A 415-nucleotide genomic window follows, 5' to 3' on the forward strand; every position below is an offset into this window, starting at 1 on the left:
CTGCGCCCCGAATCCCTCCGTGTTGCGCGCGAGGCGAGCGGCGCCGGCGTTGCCGCCCGCCTGGTCTCGACCAACTATCTCGGCGCGACGACGAGGCTGGCGCTCGACGCCGACGGCTTGCGACTGCACGCCGTGGTGCCCGCCGGCGCGGCAGTGCCTGAGGAAGGCGAGGCGGTCTTGCTCACCTTCAACCGTGACCACCTGCATCTAATGGACGAGCCGGCATGATGACGGTTGGCGCGAGGCCCCCCTCTCTGTCCTGCCGGACATCTCCCCCTCTGGGGGGGAGATCAGCAGTTTCTCGGCCCCGCCAATTCTACCGCGTTGGAGATTGGCGAAACCCGAAGGGACAGCCAATCTCCCCCCTTGAGGGGGAGATGTCCGGCAGGACAGAGAGGGGGGCGAAGGATCTCGG

1 protein-coding gene is annotated in these 415 nt (G+C 68.2%); it reads left to right on the forward strand.

Annotated elements, in window-relative coordinates; all coding sequences use genetic code 11:
- A partial coding sequence (locus EN780_RS38095) for a TOBE domain-containing protein (RefSeq protein ID WP_128276678.1) occupies positions 1–228 on the forward strand: 228 nt, incomplete at its 5' end.
- Positions 229–415 lie beyond the last annotated feature (187 nt).

The sequence above is a fragment of the Mesorhizobium sp. M4B.F.Ca.ET.089.01.1.1 genome (assembly GCF_004022605.1).
Classification (GTDB): domain Bacteria; phylum Pseudomonadota; class Alphaproteobacteria; order Rhizobiales; family Rhizobiaceae; genus Mesorhizobium; species Mesorhizobium abyssinicae.